At 43.3% G+C, this 21,554-nt stretch carries 27 protein-coding genes; 10 read left to right on the forward strand and 17 right to left on the reverse strand.

The annotated features are described in order from the left end of the window. Position 1 precedes the first annotated feature (1 nt). The 10 genes from rapZ to AB4513_RS15000 form a co-directional block, all read right to left on the reverse strand. Entirely contained in the window at positions 2 to 871 is an 870-nt protein-coding gene (gene rapZ, locus AB4513_RS14955) for an RNase adapter RapZ (protein ID WP_009847744.1), read from the reverse strand. Positions 872 to 875: 4 nt separating this feature from the next. Then, complete coding sequence (gene ptsN, locus AB4513_RS14960) at positions 876 to 1,334, reverse strand: PTS IIA-like nitrogen regulatory protein PtsN (protein WP_009847743.1); 459 nt, start codon at positions 1,332 to 1,334, stop codon at positions 876 to 878. A 1-nt stretch (position 1,335) separates the two neighbouring features. Continuing rightward, a complete protein-coding gene (gene hpf / locus AB4513_RS14965) occupies positions 1,336 to 1,623 on the reverse strand; it encodes a ribosome hibernation promoting factor (protein ID WP_009847742.1) in 288 nt (95 codons plus the stop codon). Positions 1,624 to 1,713: 90 nt separating this feature from the next. After that, positions 1,714 to 3,174: an RNA polymerase factor sigma-54 gene (locus tag AB4513_RS14970; RefSeq protein WP_009847741.1), complete on the reverse strand. Its 1,461-nt coding sequence runs from the start codon at positions 3,172 to 3,174 to the stop codon at positions 1,714 to 1,716. 54 nt (positions 3,175 to 3,228) lie between these two features. Continuing rightward, positions 3,229 to 3,954 carry an LPS export ABC transporter ATP-binding protein gene (gene lptB, locus AB4513_RS14975; protein ID WP_009847740.1) on the reverse strand — a complete coding sequence of 242 codons (726 nt, stop codon included), beginning with the start codon at positions 3,952 to 3,954 and terminating at the stop codon, positions 3,229 to 3,231. A 2-nt stretch (positions 3,955 to 3,956) separates the two neighbouring features. Continuing rightward, positions 3,957 to 4,451: a lipopolysaccharide transport periplasmic protein LptA gene (lptA, locus tag AB4513_RS14980; RefSeq protein WP_009847739.1), complete on the reverse strand. Its 495-nt coding sequence runs from the start codon at positions 4,449 to 4,451 to the stop codon at positions 3,957 to 3,959. Further along, the gene (lptC, locus tag AB4513_RS14985; protein ID WP_009847738.1) at positions 4,432 to 4,995 is read right to left on the reverse strand and encodes an LPS export ABC transporter periplasmic protein LptC; all 564 of its coding nucleotides are present in this window, start codon (positions 4,993 to 4,995) and stop codon (positions 4,432 to 4,434) included. Before lptC ends, lptA begins: the two co-directional genes overlap by 20 nt. Beyond that, complete coding sequence (kdsC, locus tag AB4513_RS14990; RefSeq protein WP_009847737.1) at positions 4,992 to 5,549, reverse strand: 3-deoxy-manno-octulosonate-8-phosphatase KdsC; 558 nt, start codon at positions 5,547 to 5,549, stop codon at positions 4,992 to 4,994. Before kdsC ends, lptC begins: the two co-directional genes overlap by 4 nt. Next, positions 5,549 to 6,520, reverse strand: coding sequence for an arabinose-5-phosphate isomerase KdsD (gene kdsD, locus AB4513_RS14995; RefSeq protein ID WP_009847736.1), 972 nt, complete (start codon positions 6,518 to 6,520; stop codon positions 5,549 to 5,551). Before kdsD ends, kdsC begins: the two co-directional genes overlap by 1 nt. A gap of 34 nt (positions 6,521 to 6,554) precedes the next feature. Then, the gene (locus tag AB4513_RS15000; RefSeq protein ID WP_009847735.1) at positions 6,555 to 7,520 is read right to left on the reverse strand and encodes a calcium/sodium antiporter; all 966 of its coding nucleotides are present in this window, start codon (positions 7,518 to 7,520) and stop codon (positions 6,555 to 6,557) included. Between the two features lie 263 nt (positions 7,521 to 7,783). On the opposite strand from AB4513_RS15000, the gene mlaF reads away from it, so the two are divergent. The 8 genes from mlaF to AB4513_RS15040 all read left to right on the forward strand — a co-directional run bounded on the left by mlaF (position 7,784) and on the right by AB4513_RS15040 (position 13,261). Continuing rightward, on the forward strand, positions 7,784 to 8,590 hold the full coding sequence (mlaF, locus tag AB4513_RS15005) for a phospholipid ABC transporter ATP-binding protein MlaF (RefSeq protein ID WP_102257867.1): 807 nt from the start codon (positions 7,784 to 7,786) through the stop codon (positions 8,588 to 8,590). Continuing rightward, entirely contained in the window at positions 8,580 to 9,359 is a 780-nt protein-coding gene (gene mlaE, locus AB4513_RS15010; protein WP_009847733.1) for a lipid asymmetry maintenance ABC transporter permease subunit MlaE, read from the forward strand. The genes mlaF and mlaE overlap by 11 nt, the downstream gene beginning before the upstream one ends. A gap of 2 nt (positions 9,360 to 9,361) precedes the next feature. After that, on the forward strand, positions 9,362 to 9,853 hold the full coding sequence (mlaD, locus tag AB4513_RS15015) for an outer membrane lipid asymmetry maintenance protein MlaD (protein WP_009847732.1): 492 nt from the start codon (positions 9,362 to 9,364) through the stop codon (positions 9,851 to 9,853). 4 nt (positions 9,854 to 9,857) lie between these two features. Beyond that, entirely contained in the window at positions 9,858 to 10,535 is a 678-nt protein-coding gene (locus AB4513_RS15020; RefSeq protein WP_009847731.1) for a phospholipid-binding protein MlaC, read from the forward strand. Further along, a complete protein-coding gene (locus AB4513_RS15025) occupies positions 10,535 to 10,843 on the forward strand; it encodes a lipid asymmetry maintenance protein MlaB (protein WP_004735315.1) in 309 nt (102 codons plus the stop codon). Before AB4513_RS15020 ends, AB4513_RS15025 begins: the two co-directional genes overlap by 1 nt. Positions 10,844 to 10,856: 13 nt before the next feature. Beyond that, positions 10,857 to 11,111, forward strand: a complete 255-nt coding sequence (gene ibaG, locus AB4513_RS15030) for a BolA family iron metabolism protein IbaG (protein WP_004738686.1) — start codon at positions 10,857 to 10,859, stop codon at positions 11,109 to 11,111. 8 nt (positions 11,112 to 11,119) lie between these two features. Then, positions 11,120 to 12,385 carry a UDP-N-acetylglucosamine 1-carboxyvinyltransferase gene (gene murA, locus AB4513_RS15035; protein ID WP_009847730.1) on the forward strand — a complete coding sequence of 422 codons (1,266 nt, stop codon included), beginning with the start codon at positions 11,120 to 11,122 and terminating at the stop codon, positions 12,383 to 12,385. A 150-nt stretch (positions 12,386 to 12,535) separates the two neighbouring features. Then, the gene (locus tag AB4513_RS15040; RefSeq protein WP_004735318.1) at positions 12,536 to 13,261 is read left to right on the forward strand and encodes a 1-acylglycerol-3-phosphate O-acyltransferase; all 726 of its coding nucleotides are present in this window, start codon (positions 12,536 to 12,538) and stop codon (positions 13,259 to 13,261) included. Between the two features lie 125 nt (positions 13,262 to 13,386). Here AB4513_RS15040 and AB4513_RS15045 read toward each other — a convergent pair whose 3' ends face one another. From AB4513_RS15045 to arcA, 5 genes are all read right to left on the reverse strand, one after another. Beyond that, a complete protein-coding gene (locus tag AB4513_RS15045; protein WP_009847729.1) occupies positions 13,387 to 13,776 on the reverse strand; it encodes a RidA family protein in 390 nt (129 codons plus the stop codon). Between the two features lie 135 nt (positions 13,777 to 13,911). Beyond that, positions 13,912 to 14,373, reverse strand: a complete 462-nt coding sequence (pyrI, locus tag AB4513_RS15050; protein ID WP_004735320.1) for an aspartate carbamoyltransferase regulatory subunit — start codon at positions 14,371 to 14,373, stop codon at positions 13,912 to 13,914. Between the two features lie 12 nt (positions 14,374 to 14,385). Further along, positions 14,386 to 15,315, reverse strand: coding sequence for an aspartate carbamoyltransferase (gene pyrB, locus AB4513_RS15055; RefSeq protein WP_009847728.1), 930 nt, complete (start codon positions 15,313 to 15,315; stop codon positions 14,386 to 14,388). A 286-nt stretch (positions 15,316 to 15,601) separates the two neighbouring features. Continuing rightward, positions 15,602 to 16,606 carry an ornithine carbamoyltransferase gene (locus AB4513_RS15060; protein WP_009847727.1) on the reverse strand — a complete coding sequence of 335 codons (1,005 nt, stop codon included), beginning with the start codon at positions 16,604 to 16,606 and terminating at the stop codon, positions 15,602 to 15,604. A 155-nt stretch (positions 16,607 to 16,761) separates the two neighbouring features. Beyond that, complete coding sequence (gene arcA / locus AB4513_RS15065) at positions 16,762 to 17,982, reverse strand: arginine deiminase (RefSeq protein WP_102257866.1); 1,221 nt, start codon at positions 17,980 to 17,982, stop codon at positions 16,762 to 16,764. Positions 17,983 to 18,559: 577 nt separating this feature from the next. Between arcA and rraB the strand changes: the two genes are divergently transcribed. Both rraB and AB4513_RS15075 read left to right on the forward strand, forming a co-directional pair. Continuing rightward, positions 18,560 to 18,976, forward strand: a complete 417-nt coding sequence (gene rraB, locus AB4513_RS15070; protein ID WP_004735324.1) for a ribonuclease E inhibitor RraB — start codon at positions 18,560 to 18,562, stop codon at positions 18,974 to 18,976. A 124-nt stretch (positions 18,977 to 19,100) separates the two neighbouring features. Further along, positions 19,101 to 19,898, forward strand: a complete 798-nt coding sequence (locus AB4513_RS15075; RefSeq protein WP_102257865.1) for a glycosyl hydrolase 2 galactose-binding domain-containing protein — start codon at positions 19,101 to 19,103, stop codon at positions 19,896 to 19,898. Between the two features lie 94 nt (positions 19,899 to 19,992). On the opposite strand, the gene AB4513_RS15080 is transcribed toward AB4513_RS15075, so the two are convergent. Together AB4513_RS15080 and AB4513_RS15085 are read right to left on the reverse strand one after the other, a co-directional pair. Further along, on the reverse strand, positions 19,993 to 20,898 hold the full coding sequence (locus AB4513_RS15080; protein WP_102257864.1) for a bifunctional helix-turn-helix transcriptional regulator/GNAT family N-acetyltransferase: 906 nt from the start codon (positions 20,896 to 20,898) through the stop codon (positions 19,993 to 19,995). A 79-nt stretch (positions 20,899 to 20,977) separates the two neighbouring features. After that, on the reverse strand, positions 20,978 to 21,382 hold the full coding sequence (locus tag AB4513_RS15085; RefSeq protein ID WP_009847723.1) for a DUF2061 domain-containing protein: 405 nt from the start codon (positions 21,380 to 21,382) through the stop codon (positions 20,978 to 20,980). Positions 21,383 to 21,554: the final 172 nt, after the last annotated feature.

The raw sequence follows: 21,554 nt of genomic DNA on the forward strand, positions 1-21,554 counted from the left end.
GTTAGCCCTGTTGGTGCTTCTCTAGGGAGGCATGTCTGATTTGAACTTGATGACCGAGTTGTTCGAAGTATTCACCAATTTTCTGAGTTAGATAAACTGAGCGGTGTTTGCCGCCAGTGCAACCAATCGCGACCGTTAGGTAACTGCGATTATTCTTCTCTAACATGGGTAACCACTGCTCAACAAAGCCTTGAATTTGTTGCTTGAGTTCAAGAACTTCAGCGTGTTTCTCTAGGAAAGAGTGAATTGGTGCATCAAGTCCTGTCAATGGTCGTAGTGCCGGTTCCCAGTGAGGGTTTGGCAGAAATCGAACATCAAACACATAATCGGCATCACTTGGTAGGCCGAACTTAAAGCCGAAAGACTGAAAAACGATAATGAGTTCTTGTTTTTCTTTGCCCTCAACTTTGAAACGAACCTGTTCACTCAATTCGTAGAGGTTACAGTCACTGCTATCAATCACAATGCTGGCTTGCTCTACAAGAGGAGCCAGAAGTGTTTTTTCTAAATCAATAGCTTGTTCAAGAGAGAGTTTTTCTTGGCCGATCGATAAAGGATGAATTCTGCGTGTTTCGCTGTAGCGCTTGAGTAGCGTCTGTTTACTCGCATCTAGAAATAAGACGTTTAGGTCTATATCTGTGGCGGCTTCTAGCTGGTCTAGCGTTTCTGTAACTAACTGAGGCTCTTTTGGTAGGTTACGAATATCAATGCTAACAGCGACGTTTTGATTGATCTCGCGTACCGATTCGACGAAGTCGTTGAGCAGGTTTACTGGTAGGTTATCAACACAGTAATACCCCAAGTCTTCAAGAACTCGTAGCGCAACACTTTTCCCGGCTCCTGACTGGCCACTGACAACGATTAATCGCATGTTATTACTCGCAAGTTGGCACTTGAATCATGATGTCGTAAAGCTCTTGATCGCTTTGAGCATTACGCAACTGTTTAAGAGTCTGCTTGTCGTTAAGTCGCTCTGCCATACAAGAAAGGGTTTTCAGATGCTCTTTACATTGTTCACTAGGAACAAGTAGAGCAAACAGTAGATCAACTGGGCGGTTATCGATAGCATCAAATTCGATTGGGTCTTGGCATTGTATTAATACAGCAATCGCTTTATCACTGACATTCATGCGTGCATGGGGAATCGCAATACCGTTACCGATACCTGTACTGCCCATTTTTTCACGGCTCAGCATGCACTCAAACAGTTCTGTTGAATCTTGACCGCAGCTTTCTGCTGCGATTTGACTGATCAGCTCAAGGGCTCTTTTTTTGCTTGTGCATTGGACTGCACTTTTAGTGCAGTCCAATGAAAGTACTTCGCTTAATTGCATGTTAGTGACTACTTAGTTTTTCTTTGTGCTTGTTGAGTTGGCGAACAAGTTTATCAACCAATGAATCAATCGCGGCATACATGCTTTCATCTGTTGCTGTCGCATGAATTTCCCCTTGATTTATATGCAGGGTAGCTTCTGCGATTTGATTGATTTTCTCAACTTTTAAAACAACTTGAACACTATTGATATGATCAAAGAAGCGCTCAAGTTTGTCGAATTTGGTGTGAACATAGTCTTGCATTGAATCGGTAAGATCAACGTGATGGCCTTGAATATTGATTTGCATAGACTTTCCTTTTCAGTTGGTTGCCAGGTTACAACTAAATTAATAGTTAACTAATCAATCGTTAATGAATAAAGAGCTAACTACTTTAGTTTATAGCAGGCGTTTACGCTGACTCGATGGGGCAATGCCCAGAGATTCACGGTATTTCGCTATGGTACGTCTAGCTACCTGAATTCCTTGGTCAGCCAGTAAAGCAGCAATCTTACTATCACTTAGAGGCTTTGCGGTATTTTCCGCTGCGACAAGCTTCTTAATGAGTGCGCGAATTGCTGTAGATGAACATTCACCGCCATTGTCAGTGCTGACATGGCTTGAGAAAAAGTACTTGAGTTCGAAGATGCCACGCGGTGTGTGCATGAATTTTTGAGTCGTCACACGAGAGATCGTGGATTCGTGCATATCAACAGCTAAAGCCACATCATTCAGTACCATCGGCTTCATGGCTTCTGCGCCATGTTCGAAGAAACCGCGTTGATGTTCAACAATACACCGAGCGACTTTTAGTAGTGTTTCATTTCGGCTCTCTAGACTTTTAATTAGCCATTTTGCTTCTTGCAAATTTGAGCGGATAAATTGGTTGTCAGCACTACTGCCTTTGCTACTAAGGGCCGCGTATTGTTGATTCACTTTTAGTTTTGGCACGCTATCTGGATTGATGGTGACCAACCATTTCCCAAGCTCTTTGAAGACGGATACGTCAGGAACCACATACTCGGTTTCGTCTGGCGTGATCTTACTGCCAGGGCGAGGGTCCAGCTGTTGGATTAATTGCAAAACTTCGCGTAGTTCCGCTTCTTTCAACTTGGTCTCTTTGATAACCAGTTTGTAATCGCGATTGCCGAGTTGGTCGATATGGCTAGTAAGTACTAACTTAGCTTCGTTAAGCCAAGGGGTATCTTGTGGGAAGGTCGCCAATTGCAGTAACAAGCAATCTTGCAGATTCACAGAACCGACACCTAGCGGATCAAACTGCTGAATTCGTTTACGAACGGCTTCAATTTCATCAAGCTCGATCTCTTCGTTGTCGAAGTTCTCAAGGATGTCTTCACAAGATACGGTAAGGTAACCGCGGTCATCGATAGCATCAATTAGCGCAAAAGCTATGCTGCGGTCAGTTTCAGTAAATGGTGTTAAATCGAGTTGCCAGAGCAGGTAATCGTATAGACTTTGTGTGGTTTCGCCTTGATAAACGGGCATATCGTCATCAATCGCAATGCCAGTGTTACCTGTGTTTGCGCTGTAAACGTCTTCCCAAGTTGTATCGATTTCTAGTTCGTTGCCGATCTCTGATTTTTCGATCAAATCGGAGCTGTCAGGTAAGTCTTGTTCAACTGTTTCAACTGTTTCTTTCTCGTCACTGCTAGGTTTTTCTTCCGATGTTGGCGTATCTTCATTGCCGTCTTCGACATCGAGTAGTGGGTTCGATTCAAGTGCTTCTTGAATCTCTTGTTGCAAATCCAAAGTAGACAATTGCAACAAACGAATCGCTTGTTGCAATTGAGGAGTCATTGCTAACTGTTGGCCTAGCTTAAGTTGTAATGAGGGTTTCATTCAGTGTTACTTACCTAGTTATTATTCTAAGAACTCTCGATACTCTCTATCTAATCATAGACGGAATTGTTCGCCTAGATAAACTTGTTTAACTTGTTCGTTATTGAGAACATCTTCAGGAGTTCCCTCAGCTATTAGATGCCCTTGACTTACGATGTAAGCTTTTTCACACACGTCTAATGTTTCACGAACGTTGTGGTCGGTAATCAAAACGCCTAAGCCGCGATCGCGTAAGTGAACGATGATTTTTTTGATATCGATAACCGATATAGGGTCAACACCGGCAAAAGGTTCGTCCAGGAGAATGAATTGAGGGTTTGCTGCTAGTGCACGAGCAATCTCAACACGTCGACGCTCACCACCCGACAAAGCCATACCATTACTCGCTCGAATATGTTGGATGTGAAACTCTTCGAGAAGATCTTCCAGCTTATCTTGACGTTGTGCGTTAGTCATCTCATCGCGCGTTTGCAAAACAGCCATGATGTTGTCTTCAACTGACAATTTACGAAAAATGGATGCTTCTTGAGGAAGGTAACCGATACCAAGACGAGAGCGACTGTGCATTGGTAAGATACTGATGTCTCGGTCGTCAATGCTGATAGTACCTTCATCACGCGCAACCAGACCCACTATCATATAGAAAGAGGTGGTTTTACCTGCACCGTTTGGGCCAAGTAGCCCGACGATCTGACCTGACTCTACTTGCAAGCTTACGTCTGTTACAACTTTACGTTTTCCGTAGGTCTTCGCTAGGTTCTTTGCTGTAAGGACTGCCATGATTACTTATTCACTTCCGCTGGTTGTAAAACCGTTGATACACGCTCACTGCTATCACTATCGGCAACCAACTTTTGAGAGGTGATCTGATAGGTAATCTTAGAGCCACGAATGATACTGCCATCTTGAGATAGCATCGCGTTCTTAGTCATGATCAATCTATCGGCAATCAGCTGGTAATGTAAATCGTCAGCTTCACCATAGAGTGTTTTCCCATCGTCAGTAAGTTGAGAAAAGGTTGCGGGCTTTCCGAAACCTTGTATTTCTTCAATTTCACCGTTGACGGCATTACGTGTAACAATGACCTTATCGGCATTGATATTGATGCTACCTTGTTTAAGGTTCACATCGCCAAGAAAGGTAACTTGATTGCTTTTCATATCTAATTGCTGACTGTCTGAATCAATATAGACAGGCTGCTCGCTATCCGAAGATAGAGCATAGACATTAGACGCCGCAAGGGTCAAAGCCAATAAACTAAGGTGTGAGAGTTTCATATCTACCCTGAACAGAATTAAAGAGAGTCGCATTGTTGGTACCGAAGTTCCCTTTCATTGCTTGCCCCTCATTTTCAAAAAATGTACCGATCATATGGACCGGAGTGTCTGAATAAAAATCTCGGCTAGTCAGTTCAACAACCATTTTATCAGTGGTCATTGTATCGAAACTAGCATCTGGCAACAGGTTCTTCGCCACAACGTTGTCATAAAAAGTGATGACTTGATTTTCATCCATAATTGCGCGATCAGCGGTCACTCGCCATTCTATCGTATGCCCTTCACGGAATACTGAAAGAATAGGGGCTTGAAAGTGTGTATCGCCAACGACGGAGTAGTGCTCTAGATTGGTCGATTCAACTTGATAGCTACGAATACCGCTTTCGTCATAGCTAATATTATCAAGATTCTTGCCACTAAACGCGGGCAGTTCTAAATTTGGATCTACTTGTATCGTCGAAGTTTGCTCTTTGTCGTACAAGTAATAGGCTGACCAAGAGGTAATAAAGATGAGTATTAAGTAGATAATACGATTAAAACTCATATGCTTAAACCTTTGTGCACGTCGAGTTCGTTTCTTGCTTGTAAAATAAGGTCGCAGACTTCACGTACTGCACCGTAACCGCCGTTAATGGTTGTTACGTAGTTGGCTCTTTGTGCAAGTAATGGGTGACCGTCTGCCACACATACCTTTAAGCCGACCTTTGCCATTACAGGCCAGTCGATTAAATCGTCTCCGATATAACCTGTGTTTTCAGGATTAACTGAAAGCTTATCGCAAATATCTTGGTAGGCTTTAACTTTATCATCCTGACCTTGATAAATTAGCTTAATACCGAGAGCGGTCATTCGATTCTCAACAATTTGAGATTTACGGCCAGTGATGATTGCGATTTCAACGCCGGCGTTCATCAACGATTTAATGCCGTAACCGTCGCGCGTATGGAAAGTTTTTAGCTCTTCACCGTTGTTACCCATGTAGATGCGGCCATCAGAGAATACGCCATCTACATCACAAATCAGCAGTTTGATCTCTTTTGCAATCGCAAATACACGTGAATCCACTGTGCCGTAAAGGGTTTCAATTGCCTGTGACATTACATTACTCCTGCTTTCAGTAAGTCATGCATATTTAAAGCGCCTACTAATTTGCCATTATCACACAACATCAGGCCATTGATGCTCTTAGCTTGCATCAAATTTAAGCCCTCAACTGCGAGCATATTTGGTTCTGCTACCGTTGGGTTCAGTGTCATCACATCGCCGATCTGCGTGTTATGAATATCAATACGTTTATCTAAGATACGGCGTAAATCACCATCGGTAAAAATGCCCTTCATTTGGCCATCTTCACCGACGATTGCCGTCATGCCCAAGCCTTTTTGAGATATCTCTAACAGGGCATCTCGAACTAGTGCATCCGGAGCAACAGTTGGGAGTGCATCGCCGGTGTGCATGATGTCGTCTAGTTTCAACAGCAGTTGACGGCCTAAAGCACCACCAGGATGAGACAGTGCAAAATCTTGAGCGGTAAAACCTCTTGCCTGTAAAAGTGCAACGGCTAATGCATCACCCATAACCAAGGTAGCGGTAGTACTGGTTGTTGGTGCTAAACCAAGGGGACACGCTTCTTCGGGTACTGAAATCTGTAAATGAATATCAGATAAAGTCGCCATGTTTGATGCTGGCTTGCCAGTCATGCTGATAATCTTAATGTTTAAACGCTTTAATACTGGGAATAGGCTGAGGATTTCTCCTGATTCACCTGAGTTGGATATTGCTATCACAATATCGCCAGGTTCGATCATGCCTAAATCACCATGCGCCGCTTCACCTGGGTGTACAAAGAAAGCCGATGTACCAGTACTTGCCAGTGTAGCTGCTATTTTGTTACCAATGTGGCCTGATTTGCCCATGCCCATTACTACGACTTTGCCTTTGTTGTTCAGGATTAGGTCGCAAGCTTTGCTAAAATCATCATTAAAATATTGGTCTAATTGCGTGAGACCTGCAACTTCAGTTTCCAAAACTTGTTTTGCAACGCTGCAATAATCAAATGGCTGAGACATCAAATACTCCAAGTACGGGAAGTTAAATCAACAATTAAGCTGACATGTTCATTAGTAGGTAACTTTGATATGCCACAAACGTCACGATTAACACGCCGCCTTCGATACGATTCACGCTACGAGATTTTCCTAGTGCCATGATAACAAGAAGTAGTGATACGCCTAGCATTACCCAGAAGTCACGACCCATTGCAAACTCGCTCAAGATTGAAGGGTTTAGGATGCCTGGGATACCCATCACGGCAAGGATGTTGAATACGTTTGAGCCAATGATATTACCCACAGCCATATCATCTTCACCTTTCATAACACCAGCTAGTGATGCTGCAAGTTCAGGTAAACTTGTGCCAACGGCAATAATGGTTAAACCAATCACAAGGTCGCTCATACCAAAGAACTTCGCGATTACAACCGCGTTATCAACCAACATGTTGGCCGCTAGAGGTAGAATAATCAGGCCAACCACCACCCACATTGCGGCTTTGGGGTTGCTCACGCCTTCAGGAACTTCAGATTCTTGTTCGTCAAGAAAGGCATCACCGTTCTTTTTCTCACTACGGCTGATTTGCAGCATCGCAAATAAGAAAGCGGCAAAAAGAACAAACAACAACACACCTTCATAGAAACCTAAGTGATTATCCCAAAGCAGTGCGCCCGCTAATAGAGTGACACCTATCATTAAAGGTAGTTCACGACGAATCACACCAGAGCTAATCGATAATGGCTTGATAAGGGCTGTAATACCTAAAATCAGCGCGATGTTAGCGATGTTTGAGCCTAATACGTTACCTACCGCCGTATCTGTTTTACCATCAAGGGCTGCTGTCGCAGAAACCATCATTTCAGGGGCTGAAGATCCCATTGCTAAGATTGTCATACCGATAACTAGTGGTGAAATACCGAAGTTGCGAGCAAGAGCTGCGGCACCGTATACCAGCTTATCTGCACTCCACACCAAAAAACCTAGACCGATAATAAGAAACGCAATCGCTTCAAGCATGATGATTCCTAAAAATTAATAAAAAACGGAGAATTAACCGCTAATTTTGACTTGTTGCTAGATAAAAGGGAAGTCACTCGACAAATTAATTGCTAGTTAGTGGTAAAGAAATGTTGTTGAGGAATGAATTTCTCAATGCTTTCAAATCCCTGCCTTTGTTTTCTGTTTTTAATAATTAATTGAACAGCGCTTTTAATTCTAAAGTAGACTCATTATTATTGCAGTCATAATTGGCGTTTTTAAAGCAAGGAAACAACAAAAGTATGTTGAACACTGAGCTTGTGAAAGTTAAGAATCTCAGCTTCTCACGCGGTGAACGAATTATCTTTGATGACATCAGTTTAGAAGTTCCTCAAGGAAAAATAACCGCGTTCATGGGGCCGTCAGGGATCGGCAAAACAACCTTATTACGTCTGATTGGTGGACAATTACCACCAGATGAAGGTGAAATTTGGTTTGATGGCGACAACATCCCTGCATTGCCACGTCGAAAGCTATATCAAGCACGTAAGAAAATGAGCATGCTTTTCCAATCGGGGGCACTTTTCACGGATCTAAATGTCTTTGATAATGTGGCGTTTCCTTTGCGAGAGCACACTGAACTTAACGAAAAATTCATTCGTACCATTGTATTGCTTAAGCTTGAGGCGGTAGGGTTGCGAGGCGCGGCGCAATTAATGCCGAGTGAGTTGTCTGGTGGTATGGCGAGACGAGCGGCGTTGGCCCGTGCGATCGCATTGGACCCAGAACTTATTATGTATGATGAGCCTTTTGTTGGCCAAGATCCAATCACCATGGGTGTTTTGGTTGAGTTGATTCGTAACCTCAATCAAGCCTTGGGTTTAACCTCTATTGTCGTTTCTCATGATGTCCCTGAGGTGATGAGCATTGCTGATTGGGTTTATTTGATGGCTGATGGGAAAATTATTGCTGCAGGTTCTCCTGATGAGTTGTACAACAACAGCGACCCAAGAGTGCAGCAATTTTTGCAAGGTGAATCGGATGGCCCTGTGCCATTTAGGTTTCCTGCAAATAGCTTAGAAAAGGATTTGTTTGAATATGATTGCTAAAACTATTGCGGGTGTCGGTAAGCGCGCACTTGCGATCTGTGAGTCATTTGGTCGAGCAAGCCTAATGCTATTTGGGGCTTTGTTTGGCATCCCGAAACTAAAAAATTTCCCTCTATTAGTTAAACAATTTTATAGCGTTGGCGTTCAGTCATTGGCTATCATTTTAGTTTCAGGCTTGTTTATTGGCATGGTACTCAGTCTGCAGGGCTATGTCGTATTAATCGACTATGGCGCAGAGGGTAACCTTGGGCAAATGGTCGCGCTCTCGTTGTTACGGGAATTGGGCCCTGTGGTGACAGCACTTCTGTTTGCTGGTCGTGCGGGTTCAGCATTAACGGCTGAAATCGGCTTAATGAAAGCTACTGAACAGATCTCTAGCCTTGAGATGATGGCGGTTGATCCTCTTAAACGCATTATTGCGCCACGTCTCTGGGCCGGCCTTATTTCTATGCCACTGCTCGCTATGATTTTTATGGCGGTCGGGATTTGGGGTGCTCAGTTAGTCGGTGTGGATTGGAAAGGTATTGACCACGGCAGTTTCTGGTCTGCGATGCAGTCTTCCGTTGAGCTTGGCCGTGATATTGGTAACAGTATGATCAAATGCATGGTCTTCGCTATCACCGTAACTTGGATCGCACTTTTTAATGGTTATGATGCAGTACCGACATCCGAAGGTATTAGTCAGGCAACCACACGCACAGTAGTACACTCTTCTCTAGCGGTATTAGGGCTAGATTTTGTTCTTACCGCATTGATGTTTGGGAATTAATCATGCAACAAACTCGAAAATTAGAATTATGGGTCGGCACCTTTGTTATTGCCGGAATTTGCGCAATCTTAATCATGATCTTTCAAGTCGCTGACGTAAAAGGTATAGGTTCAAACCATACTTATAACCTAAAAGCGACCTTTGACAATATTGGCAGCCTAAAGGTTCGCTCACCAGTAAAGGTGGGGGGCGTCGTTGTTGGTCGAGTTCAAAGTATTGAACTTGATACTGAGAGCTACCTTCCTGTGGTTGAACTGTCTATTGATGCGAAGTACTCACAATTTCCTGATACCTCTAGTGCTCAAATCTTAACGTCGGGCTTGATCGGTGAGCAGTACATCAGCTTAGTTCCAGGCTTCATCTTTGAAGATGAAGAGATGTTGGTTGATGGTGATTCTATCGAAGACACCAAGTCGGCATTAGTATTAGAAGATTTGATTGGTCAAGTGCTGTATAGCGTCGGTGGCTCTGATAATAGCGAAGCTAAGGAGTAGGCTCATGTTAAAGACGAATAATTTATTGAAGACTAATTACTTATTGAAAAGACTGCTTCTGACAGCTGTCGCTTTGCTGATGTCGACTCCAGCTTTTTCGGCAAAACCGATTGATCGAACTCAGCCTTATCAGATGATGACTCAAGTTGCAGAAGAGGCTTTCGCCCGTTTGAAGAACGAGCAAGAGAATATCCAACAAGATCCAGAGTTACTGAAGGTCATCGTGGAAGAAGAGTTGATGCCTTATGTGAATGCTCAATATGCGGCGCTGAAGTTGCTAGGGCCGAACTTGAAAGGTGCTGATAGAGGAGACGTGCGCGTATTTATTGATGCATTTCGTAAATATCTCGTTTCTTCTTATGCTCAAGTGTTAACTCAATATACAGATCAGACGATTAAATTTGGTCCAGAACCAACAATTAAAACAGATAGCCGTATTACCAGTATTAAGGTTGATATCATTGATACGCCTCGACCAAACATTAACCTTGAGTTTAAACTGCGCAAAGATAAGAAGTCAGGTGAGTGGAAGGCATTTGATATGGTTGCCGAAGGTATAAGCCTGCTATCAAGCAAGAAGTCTGAGTGGAACACTAAGATTCGTCAAGAAGGCATCTTACAAGTAGCTGACGAACTCGAGAAACTGGCTTCTCAACCGATTCGTTTTGAGAGTAATAAATAATGAGCCATTCTCAATGGCAAGCGCTAAGCTCTAAAGAATATCAACTTCTTGGTGATATAGATCGAGATAGTGTACCTGCAATCTGGCGTATATTGGAAAAGTGGCAAACGACGGAATCGAGCGTTGAAATTGACCTTAGCCATATAAATCGAGTCGATTCAGCAGGAATGGTGATGCTAATTCACTTATTAGAGCATGCAAAAAATCAAAACTGTCATATAATGCTCAGTTTCGTGCCAGAACAATTACGAACGTTGTTCCAATTGAGCAATATCCAGCCAATGATGGCAGAACACATAAAAAATTAGGCAGGAGCTATTTGTGGACAGCACAAAAGTACAAGAATTATTAGCAGAGGCTCTGAACCTTCAGGAAATTATCGTGAAGGGTGAAGGCAGTCATTACGAAGTTGTTGCGGTTGATCCATGTTTTGACGGCATGAATCGAGTTAAGAAGCAGCAACTAATCTACGGCCCACTAATGGAATACATTCAACGCAATGATATCCATGCTCTTTCTATTAAGGCTTTCACGCCGGAAGAGTGGGAACGTGATAAGAAACTGATGTCACTTTAAGGTTTATGATGGAAAAGTTTCGAGTTATTGGATCGGATAAGCCGCTAAGCGGTGAAGTGACGATCTCAGGCGCAAAAAATGCAGCCCTACCAATCCTATTTGCTTCAATTCTAGCTGAAGAGCCGGTTGAAGTGAGTAATGTTCCTCACCTACGTGACATCGATACTACGATGGAATTGCTTAAGCGTTTAGGCGCAAAAGTATCACGCAATGGTAGTGTTCATGTTGATGGCAGCGAAATTAATGAATTTTGTGCACCTTACGATTTAGTAAAAACAATGCGCGCTTCTATTTGGGCTTTAGGTCCTTTAGTCGCTCGTTTTGGTGAAGGCCAAGTGTCACTTCCGGGCGGTTGTGCTATTGGTGCTCGACCTGTTGATTTACATATCCATGGCCTAGAGCAACTAGGTGCGACCATTGTATTGGAAGATGGTTATGTAAAAGCAAGTGTTGACGGCCGTTTGAAAGGCGCGCACATCGTGATGGATAAAGTAAGTGTGGGTGCCACCATTACTATCATGTGTGCAGCAACGCTAGCGGAAGGTACAACTGTGTTAGATAATTCAGCGCGTGAGCCTGAGATTGTTGATACGGCTGATTTCCTAAACAAACTAGGAGCTAAAATTTCTGGTGCAGGTACAGATACGATTACTATCGAAGGCGTTGAGCGTCTTGGTGGTGGCCAACACTCTGTGGTTGCAGACCGTATTGAAACGGGTACCTTCCTGGTTGCTGCTGCGGTTTCTGGCGGTAAAGTGGTTTGTCGCAACACCAACGCTCATCTTCTTGAAGCTGCCTTAGCGAAGCTTGAAGAAGCGGGAGCGAAGGTTGAAACGGGCGAAGGTTGGATCAGCCTTGATATGACTGTTCGTGAGTTGAAAGCGGTGAAAATCGTAACGGCACCTCACCCAGGCTTCCCAACCGACATGCAAGCACAGTTTACCCTGCTTAACATGATGGCGAAGGGCAGTGGTGTAATCACTGAGACTATCTTTGAAAACCGCTTTATGCACATTCCTGAACTACAGCGAATGGGAGCAAAAGCGGAAATAGAAGGCAACACTGCTATTTGTGGTGAAACCAAAAAATTGAGCGGCGCTCAAGTAATGGCAACGGACCTTCGCGCATCTGCGAGCCTTGTTATTGCTGGTTGTATCGCTCAAGGTGAAACCATCGTTGACCGTATTTATCACATCGATCGTGGCTACGATAAGATTGAAGATAAATTGTCAGCCTTAGGCGCAAACATTACACGGTTTAGCGAGTCGAACTAACTTAGGTTAGTGAGTTCATGAATCAGTAAGATGAAAACAGAAAAGTCGGAACCTTGGTTTCGGCTTTTTTATAGTTGTATTTACCGCCAGTGAATCTATTGCCTATTTTGTGCAAATAGATGAATCAACTTGGTGGTTGTGAGGAACAAAATGATAGCAATATTACGTATTTTCGCAGTGGCGATATTTGCGATTCTTATGTTTGTATTTGGGTGTGGTTACTGTTTACTAAGCCCACGTAACCCGAAACACGTATTTACCTTTGGTCGTTATTTCGGTCGCATGTCGAAAATCTTTGGTATGAAGTTAGAGCTTCGTATCCCGGAAGATGCTTACTCTCGTGGCCAACATGTTTACGTTGCAAACCACCAAAATAGCTGGGATCTATTCACGATTTCATCTGCGGTAACACCTAAGGTTGTGACTGTTGGTAAGAAGAGCCTAGCGTGGATGCCTCTTTTTGGTCAGCTGTACTGGTTGACGGGTAATATCCTAATCGACCGGGCTAACCGCAGCAAAGCGGTAGGTACGATCGATCAAGTGGTTACTAGCCTTAAAGAGAGTGATGTTTCAGTATGGATGTTCCCTGAGGGGACTCGTTCTCGTGGTCGTGGTTTGTTGCCATTCAAAACGGGTGCTTTCCATGCTGCGATTGGCGCTGGCTTACCTATTATCCCTATCGTGTGTAGCTCAACAGGTGGCGTGAAGCTGAACCGTTGGAACAATGGTCATGTGATTGTTGAAATGCTGCCACCAATCAGCACTGAAGATTACGATAAGTCTAATGTTCGTCAACTGGCTAACCTAGCTCGTGAGCAGATGGCTGCGAAGCTTGAAGAGTTAGACAAAGAAGTGGTTGAGCTTAATAAGAAGTAATCATCTAAGCGAAACGATGAACAATAAAAAAGGTTGCCAAGTGGGCAACCTTTTTTTGTATCTGATAAACGCTCAGCTTTATGCCAATTTGTTTACTAGAAACCGTTTATTCTAGATATTAAAACCTATTTGCGAACCGCAATAGCTTCGATCTCGATACCTACATCTTTTGGCAGACGCGCTACTTCAACACATGAACGTGCAGGGTAGTTTGCAACACCGTGCTCATCAAAGAATTTACCGTAAACTTCATTTACTGTACCGAAGTCGTTTAGGTCTTTAACGAATACCGTTAGTTTTACGATGTCTTTTACAGTCAGGCCAGAAGCTTCAACAACCGCTTGAACGTTGTCTAGAGATTGGCGAGCTTGCACTGCGATATCAGCAGATACTTCACCAGTTGCTGGGTTTACTGGGATTTGACCAGAAGTCAGAACCATATTGCCAAGGTCAACACCTTGTACGTATGGGCCGATTGCAGCTGGAGCAGATTCTGTGTGAAGTACTTTAGTCATTGGTTATTCCATCAGTTATTGGATAAAAAGCGATTTTTAGTGTGCCTTCAAACTTAGGATAGGTAAAGAGCAAAATACCCCGCACAGGCGAGGTATTGAATAGTTTTTGCGTTCGATCGGCGTTGCCGTATGACGTTATCTTTCTGTTACGATCTCACGAGAGAAGACTTTTTCGCAGTATTTACACTTCAATCGAATATCTTCTTTCTTTTCAAAGATCTTAAAGCTGCTTTCAACGGGTTCATTGTGAGTAATACAGTTGGTGTTTGGACACTCGAACACATCGTTGATTTGCTCAGGAAGTTCTAGTGGTAGCTTCTTAACTACTTCGTAATCTTCGATTTGGTTTACGGTCGCGTGAGGCGCGTAAAGTGCTAACTTGCTCGCCTGTTCTTCAGTGATAAACACATTCTCTATCTTGAGCAGGTCTTTACCGCCTAGAGCAGAGGATGGCAGGTTTAGGCCAATCGTTACTCGCTGATTAGAGTTATGCATGTCGAACAGTTTGAGTACCTTGATCCCGATGTTGGCTGGGATATGGTCGATAACCGTTCCGTTCTTGATTGCTTCAACTTTTAATTGAGTCTCTTTAGACATGATATCTCTCCTCTACAGCGTTTCGTTAAGAACAAGGGCTAACAATGCTTCACGTGCGTAAACACCGTTCTCAGCTTGCTGGAAGTAGTAAGCGTAAGGCGTTTTATCGACATCAATCGTAATTTCATCAACACGAGGAAGAGGGTGAAGAACCTTTAGGTTATCACGTGCATTTTCCAACATCGGAGCCGTCAGGATGTACGCTGATTTGATGTGCGCGTATTCCGATTCATCAAAACGTTCTTTTTGAACTCGAGTCATGTACAGAACATCCAACTCTGGAATCACATCTTCCATGTCTGTCAGCAGTTGGTACTTAATACCCGCTTCATCAAGCTCTTCACAAATGTAGTCAGGCATCGCCAGTGCTTCTGGAGCAACGAAGTAGAAACAGATGTTGTCGAACTTCGCTAGTGCTTGAGTTAGTGAGTGAACCGTACGGCCGTACTTAAGATCACCAACGAATGCAACGTTAAGGTTGTCGAGGCGGCCTTGAGTTTCGGCGATAGAGAACAGGTCTAATAGCGTTTGTGTTGGGTGTTGGTTTGCGCCGTCGCCCGCGTTAATCACAGGTACACCGTTAGAGAACTCAGAAGCCAGACGCGCTGCGCCTTCTTGGGGGTGGCGCATTACGTAAGCATCAACGTATGAAGAGATAACCTGTACTGAGTCTGCCAGCGTTTCGCCTTTCTTCGCCAGTGACGTGTTACCACCGCTATCGAAACCAATCACATCACCACCGATGCGCTGAATAGCCGTTTCAAAAGAGAGACGAGTTCGCGTTGAAGGTTCGAAGAAGCAGCTTGCAACAACTTTGTTCTTGATGAGTTCTGGGTTTGGTTCAGCTTTAAGTTGACCTGCCGTTTGAACAATTAATTCTAGCTCTTCACGAGAAAGCTCTGGAATTGAGATGATGTGCTTTTGATAGAGCGAATTCGCCATGATCTTCTTCCCCACAATAATGTATTGGCCATAAAAAAGCCCCCCATAATGGGAGGCTTTAAAAAAGTGCTGAAAAGCAGAATAGACGGCCTGGCAAGCATGCTAGCTTGCGAGCAATATTTGGTGTCTTCACAATTTTATTATGTGTTTTCACAATATCATTATGTTTTATCACAACATTGCTTGGCGTCATTTTCACTACTCTCAGACAAATTGCCGAGAATTATACGCTTTCAATTTGTGAGCGCAAGCGATTACATCAAGCTTTGTTTACTTTCATTATTCTCTATTGGCCAAGTGTCGCGACCATTACTGCTTTGATGGTGTGCATGCGATTCTCTGCTTCATCAAACACAATTGAGTAGTCGGACTCAAATACTTCGTCTGTTACTTCCAAACCGTTCATTCCATATTTGTCTGCGACTTGCTGGCCGATCACGGTTTCATTGTTGTGGAAAGCTGGCAGGCAATGCATGAACTTCACTTGAGGGTTACCTGTGAGCTTTATGACATCCATATTCACTTGGTAAGGTGTCATCACAGCCACGCGTTCGTCCCAAGCTTCAGGTGCTTCACCCATAGAAACCCAAACATCGGTGTAAAGGAAATCACAACCTTTTACGCCTTCGGCAACGTCTTCAGTCAGCGTTATTTGTGCACCTGTATTTTGCGCAATTGCTTGGCATTCTTCGACAAGCTGTTCTTCTGGCCAGAAAGCTTTAGGTGCAATAAGGCGAATATCCATACCCATCTTCGCGGCACCGACTAACAGAGAATTACCCATGTTGTTGCGTGCATCGCCTAGGTAAGCAAAACTGATTTGATGCAGATGTTTACCGCGACCATGCTCAAGCATAGTGAGGAAATCAGCCAAGATCTGAGTTGGATGGAACTCATCAGTAAGGCCATTCCACACTGGAACGCCAGCATAAGCGCCAAGATCTTCGACAATACTCTGGCCAAAACCACGATATTCAATACCATCGTACATACGACCTAATACACGCGCGGTATCTTTCATTGATTCTTTTTGACCAATCTGAGAACCAGAAGGGCCTAAATAAGAGACTTGAGCTCCTTGATCAAAAGCAGCTACCTCAAAGGCACATCGAGTTCGAGTTGATGCTTTTTCAAAGATCAAAGCGATGTTTTTACCGTTAAGCTTTTTTTGCTCTGTACCTGCATACTTAGCCTTTTTAAGGTAAGCAGACAGGTCGAGTAAAAACTGAATCTCTTTAGGAGTAAAGTCGAGAAGTTTTAGAAAGTTACGATTGCGAAGATTAAATGCCATCTCTCGCTCCTTGGGTATATAGAATCAATGAAGAACTTAGTTAAACATAAAAATGCTATATTTGTGAATAGTTATTTTATTAATTTGATAAAAAAGGCCAGTACAATGGTACTGGCCTAGATAAGTTATGTGTTCGCTTTACTGAACTACTTGAGTTAAATACCGTCTCTTTCTATAGGACAGCTCATGCAACGAGCGCCACCACGACCGCGACCCAGTTCATTGCCTGGAATTGTCAGAACTTCGATGCCTGCTTTGTCGTATTTCTCATTGGTGTAAACATTACGCTCATAACCGATAACCGTACCCGGTTTCACCGTCAGTACGTTGTTAGCGTCATTCCACTGTTCACGTTCAGCTTCGTAGTTATCACCACCAGTTGTGATGATCTTCAGTTGATCGAGATCCAGTGCGCCTTCAATCGCTGTTAGGTAGTTTTCAGCTTTCTCTACTCGCATTTCGCCATTTTCTTTCGGCGTTAAGCGCCAAGTATCTAGGTCTTTACGAACGATCTCTGGATAGACTGAGAATGTATCGATATCCATGTGAGTCATGACCGTATCAAGGTGCATACAAGAGCGGTGCTTCGGTAAATCAATCGCAATCACTTCTTTAGCTTGACCGGACTTGAATAAACTCGCAGCTAGATTTTCGACACCTTGTGGCTTGGTACGCTCCGAAATACCGATAAGAACAGCGCCTTTACCGATAACCAGTACATCTCCACCTTCAATATTGGCGTTGTCGTAATGAAGATCTTCATCACCGAAGTACTTAATGAAATCTTGCCCTGCGAATACAGGGTGCCAGCGATATATTGCTCGCAAGTGATTCGTTTCTCGTTGACGAGCAGGCATCATCATCGGGTTAAGAGAGACACCGCCATAAACCCAGCAAGAAGTATCGCGGGTAAATAGATGGTTAGGTAGCGGCTCAATAACGAAATCAAGTGGGCGGTGCATCTTCGGTAGCATTGAAGAAGATTTAATAGGAAGCTCAGAGTAGGCTAAACCACCAAGTAGGATCGTAGCCAAGTGCTCATTGTCCATTTGAGCAAGGTACTCTCTTAAATCACGCGCGAATGTAGGGCCGTAACGGAAATCAGAGATTTGAGTATTAAGCAGCCACTCACGAGCTTGTGCTACAGCGAGTGTCTCAACCAGTAGGTCATGCAGTAATAACACTTCAACGTCTTGGTCACGAAGTGTTGTCGCAAAGGCATCATGTTCTTCACCTGCTGCTTCTACTGCAAGTACATCATCAAAGAGTAGCTCATGACAGTTAGAAGGGGTGAGGTGGGTGAGTGCCCTTTCAGGCCTATTTAGGAGAACTCGTCTTAATTGACCGACTTCGGAGCCAACGTACAGCTTACTCATTTTGCATCCTTACTATTAATCCAGCGTCTATTTATGACAAGCTTGTTCGTAATATGCAAGTTTTGAAACTTGTGTAAAGGTTATGTTATTTTGATATTTTTGGTTTTAAATGCTGAGTTGTTTGTGATTGTTAATATTAAAATCCAACTGAAAGGCTGAGTTCTGGAACAAACTTTTTGCGGATCTATGCTCTAATTTCAGTGATTTGATAATCCACTTTGCTTGGTGAACGTGATTTTTCATTCAAAATTTATGCAGTTACTTACTTATAAGTGAGGTTTTATGCATCGATGAAGTGTTCGGCAGTATGCATCTGATATGACTAACCACTCAATTTTGAAGGAGTAAGGCTAAAAGTAACAATAAAAATGAAATGCTAAAACACACGGTAGTTAATAATATGTTGAAAATTTGTTTCTGTGATTTTAATTTCACTTTTTAATTGATATCCCTTCTGTTATCTAGCGATAAACTTGCTCTTCTACACCTGATCTAGGTGGCTTTTCTAGGCGATCCGTGCCATATTTCGTGGCAATCAAATTTGATCTTTTCATAGTCAACACTCTGGAGCAGACACATGTCTCACGAAGATGAATATCTATCAGTAGCGGAATTAATTGAATTTCAAAAAGGAGAGACTCGCGACATCATTGAAGCACTAATCGAAGATGGTAGCGATCCTGAAGCTCTATACGATATCGAGCATCACCTATTCGCTGAAGATTTCGCAGTACTTGAGAAAGCCGTTGTTGAAGCATTCAAAATGGGCTTTGAAGTGCTTGAAGCTGAAGAGACAGAAGACGAAGATGGCAACAAGCTACTTTGTTGTGATGCAACGATGCAGTGTACTCTGAACGCAGAAGCGATTGATGAGCAAGTTGAGAAGCTTGTAAATCTTGCAGAGAAGTTTGACATTATCTACGACGGTTGGGGCACTTACTACGAAGGTGAAGATGCTATCTACCCTGACGAAGATGATGAAGACGAAGAGTAATCTCTCCCAGTTTTAAAGAATGCCAGCCTTGAGCTGGCATTTTTTTGTCCTCAGAAAAATAAATGTCTTTATATGCATTCATTCATTATAATGCGGTCAAAATTGATCTAGCTCAAGGAATGACATGCGGCTACCTCTCGATGGTCTTTGGCAAATTTCGCCACTGACGGATCTCTCTATCCCACAAGATGACATTACCTTTCCTGCTCCATTAAGCTCAAAGCTCCCTAATAGCTTGAGTGAAGAGGAAATCGCAGAGCAAGAATGGCACCTGATGCATGACATCGAAGTGGATGATGCCATGTTGGCATGCCCATTTGTTGAGCTAGTCGTCGCAGGCGTTGACTACTTTGCAGAAGTGCGACTCAATGGCGTTGCCGTGTTTGACTGTGATGGCAGCGAAGCCGAATATCGCAAGGACATTCGTCCTTATATGCAGCCTGGTCGAAATCGTTTTGAGATCCTTTTCCTTGAAGAAGAGGAGAGCCTGTTGCTTGAAGAGGATATGGATGACTCTATCTCTTCACAGGTCGTCGCTAAATCAGATTCTCGTATCGGAATCTGGCAAGCTCCATATCTTCAGTTCGTTCGTAACGTCAAGCTTGATCAAGTTGTCACCGAGCAAATCTGGCATCACGGTGGTGGGTGTGAGTTTAAAGTAGATGTTATCTATCAAACGCTAAAGCCGGGGTTAATATCGGCATCAATCAAGTTTAATGGTATGACTCTCGTGATGCCGATTGATGTGCGAGCAGAACATACGGGTGTTGTGTTTCAGGTTGAGGCTCCAATGGTATTTAACCTTGAGAAGCCCAACCCTAAGCATTTATATCAGTTAGAAGTGGAACTCGATGGGCAAAAAGAGAGTTCTTTCGTAGCCTTGAATCCAGCCTCTTGCGTGAGTAACTTTTTGCGTAACTAGCGGTTATTCAATTAGCCCGTTACGTAATGAATCAATTTGCTCACTCGCTTGTCATCTAATGAACTGCCGACGCTAACCCTATTTCAAAAACACATTATAGCGTTTTGGCCATGACAACCTCACAAGCGTCATGGCCTGTTTCTCCCCAAGCTGAATCAAGGTGTTCAAAGCCCAATTTTTCGTAAAGTTTAACGGCGGCATTAAGGCATTCGGTCGTTTCTAGATACATATGTTGATAACCCAGTTCCTTAGCTTTCTCCATCGACATATTAACCAACTTCTTCGCTAAGCCTTTGCCTCTGGTTTCTGGCAAGAAGTACATTTTTTGCAGTTCGCAGACTTCTGGCATACCGGCTAGTGGTGCAAATCCACCACCACCGACAACCTTTCCATCAAGTTCAATCACCCAATACTGAGATCTTTCATTGTTATAAACACTGAACATGTCTTCTAAGGTGGGATCGGCCACACCATAACCTTTATCTTCAGTTAGCCCGTTCTCATAAGAGACTTGGCGAATTACATTGGCCACTACGGTGTTGTCTTGCTGTTGTAGGGGACGAACCACCACACCGCTTGAAGCGTGGCTTTGTTGCAGTGCTTTAAGGTAGTGCTTAATTCCCCCCGAAACTTGTTGAGTTTCCGCTTCCGTTAAACGCTCAAGTACCGAGTCATAAAACTGATTCTGTTGACTGTGAAGTTGGGTAAGAGTGTTTATCCCTTGTTCTGTAACTGAAGCAACAACACTGCGCTTATCGTTGGGGTGTGGCGAGGTTTGAATTAACGAGTTCTTCGCTAGATTGTTGACTGCTCTACTGGCGTTGGACTTATCAATATTGAGCTTATCCGCTAATTGATTCACGGTTAATGGCTGCTGCTCTAGTTCGATAAGCGTATGCGCTTGAATCGGAGGTAGGGCAATATCACCACAATCTTTGTCGAGCATTCCGAGCTGTCGAACGAGCTGACGTGATAATTCTCTAAGTTGTGCTGAAGTCATGTTGCCTCTCAATATGGTTGCGATGTACAACTACAATTTAATTGCGCGCCGCAACTATGTCAACAATAAACTCTCTAGGTTAAGCGTGTTGGTGCAAACAAAACTGTGGCTGTGTTGTTTGGCTTTCTGCCTTTCGTAGCCAAACTTTCTCATGGAAGTAGTAAGCCACGGTATTCAAAGCGGGTTCTAACGTTGCCATCACACCACCAACAAAGGCATCGCCAGTCAATAAGTAGACAACGGTAAAGGCAACACTAAAGTGGATAGTAGCGAAGCTTGCTGTTTTTAATTTAGTCATCCACTGACGAGCTTTAAGCGCTGGAACTTGAGCCCAAGCCTTTTCATGAAAATAGAAGGCGACGGTATTCACAGAAGGCTCAATCATAGCGATTAAGCTACCAATTAAGATATCGCCCGTTAGTACATAAGCGACACTAAATGCGATAGTAAAATGTAATGCGGCAAAGGTTAGTGTCTTTTTCATGATAATTACTCAGTCGTTGTGTTGTTTCGATAGAACTATTATTGAGAATTATTATCATTAAATCTAATGGGAAGGAGAGATTAATTTGATAGATGAAACCTATCAATAAATAAGTGACTGACGATAAGACTTGGAGTGAGAGGCATAAAAAAAGGTTGGTCACGAAGACCAA

The sequence above is a fragment of the Vibrio sp. 10N.222.54.E6 genome (assembly GCF_041473955.1).
Lineage (GTDB): Bacteria > Pseudomonadota > Gammaproteobacteria > Enterobacterales > Vibrionaceae > Vibrio > Vibrio tasmaniensis_A.